General features: G+C 48.6%; 2 protein-coding genes. Both read right to left on the bottom strand.

What is annotated here, in order from left to right; translation table 11 throughout:
* Positions 1 to 702: hypothetical protein (locus tag KDK19_RS23365; protein WP_257293059.1), on the bottom strand; the 702-nt coding region annotated here is incomplete at its 3' end.
* Positions 703 to 1,044: 342 nt separating this feature from the next.
* On the bottom strand, positions 1,045 to 1,270 hold a 226-nt coding region (locus KDK19_RS23360), incomplete at its 5' end, for a hypothetical protein (RefSeq protein WP_257293058.1).

Raw genomic sequence — 1,270 nt, 5'->3', positions numbered from 1 at the left:
CAGGTGCTGCAGCGCAGGAGGCTGATCGCCACAGGCGATAAGACGCATGAAGGTGCGCCCGTTCACTATAACTTCGTCCACTTCAAGGGTGGCAAGGGGAACATAGTGATCAACTTCGCCAAGGCTTCCTTTTCTTTCATCAGCACCTTTTAGCATTGCGACCAGTTGTTCCGGGCTGGCGATTTTCGTTAACGGTTCTAACCGTTGGATGCCAGATGATTGACCACGAACAGCATCAATTGAATCCTGATGGGTCATGCCGTCTCTGACCTCAATCAACAGTTTGTTGTCTGCAAGGTAATGGGTGAACTTGAAGACCCCCTCATTACCTACCTTCAGGACTTTGGTGTATTTTTGAGCAACGCCATAGTCGTCTGTTTCAAACTGATCAACACTGGAAACACCACCACTGATGCCAGAGAGAACGTCCGTGAAGCCTTCAGAAGGAACCTCATAGCCCGCTCTGGCTTCAGCCTGATCAGGGTAGGTGGTGGTATAGGATTTGGGTATCGGTTGCTGGTCGTACCCTAAAGTTGGCTGAACCACAACCTCGCTCTGGGTAAACTCTGTATGTCCATTGCCCTGAATATCGATTGATTTTATCTGCAGCCTGCGATCAGCCAGTGCCTGTGCACCAATGGCGGAAGAGCTGATGGCAACCGCCACAGCAAGACTTAATGCACTGGGGCGAGCATGTGTCATTCTGCTACCTCGGAGCTGAGTACTTTTATTACCTTGAAAAGTGATTTCCGCACCAGGCGGGGAAGCGGCTGTCGATCGCTCATGGCAGTTTTGCCAGACTGTTGAGAAAATTTAGTTCACTATGGCAAATCCGTTAAGCTATTGAGCGAATTTAGTTGACAGTGGCAAGGTTCAATGCCAATAGAGTTGAGTTGTTTTTCAGGGCAGGAGTGCATTCATAGCTTCTAAAATGGCTTCTAACAGGGTTTTATCGATGGCATGATCCGAAAGAAACCTGTGTATATTCCTTTATACTGGTTTCTTTTGGGTGGCTATGAAGGGACCACTCACTGTTTTCTGATATCAAAGTTCGTCGTGGGTATTCTCATCTTTATCGGGATCGAACTTCTCAATCTCCTGGTTATTCAGTGCAGTTTTCACAGCTGTAGCCTCGGGCGCTGCGGTCCTTGTGGCTCGCCTGTTACGTCTCTGTTGCCATTCGTAGAAGGCACCCAGAGTGTAAGAGTAAGGAATACTTTCTGCGTGGGAGAATGACCATTTAGGCACATTGCCCCTGGAGTATCTCTCC

It is taken from the genome of Endozoicomonas sp. ONNA1 (assembly GCF_024606325.1).
Classification (GTDB): Bacteria; Pseudomonadota; Gammaproteobacteria; order Pseudomonadales; family Endozoicomonadaceae; genus Endozoicomonas_A.
This window is presented reverse-complemented; position numbering and strand designations above follow the sequence as displayed.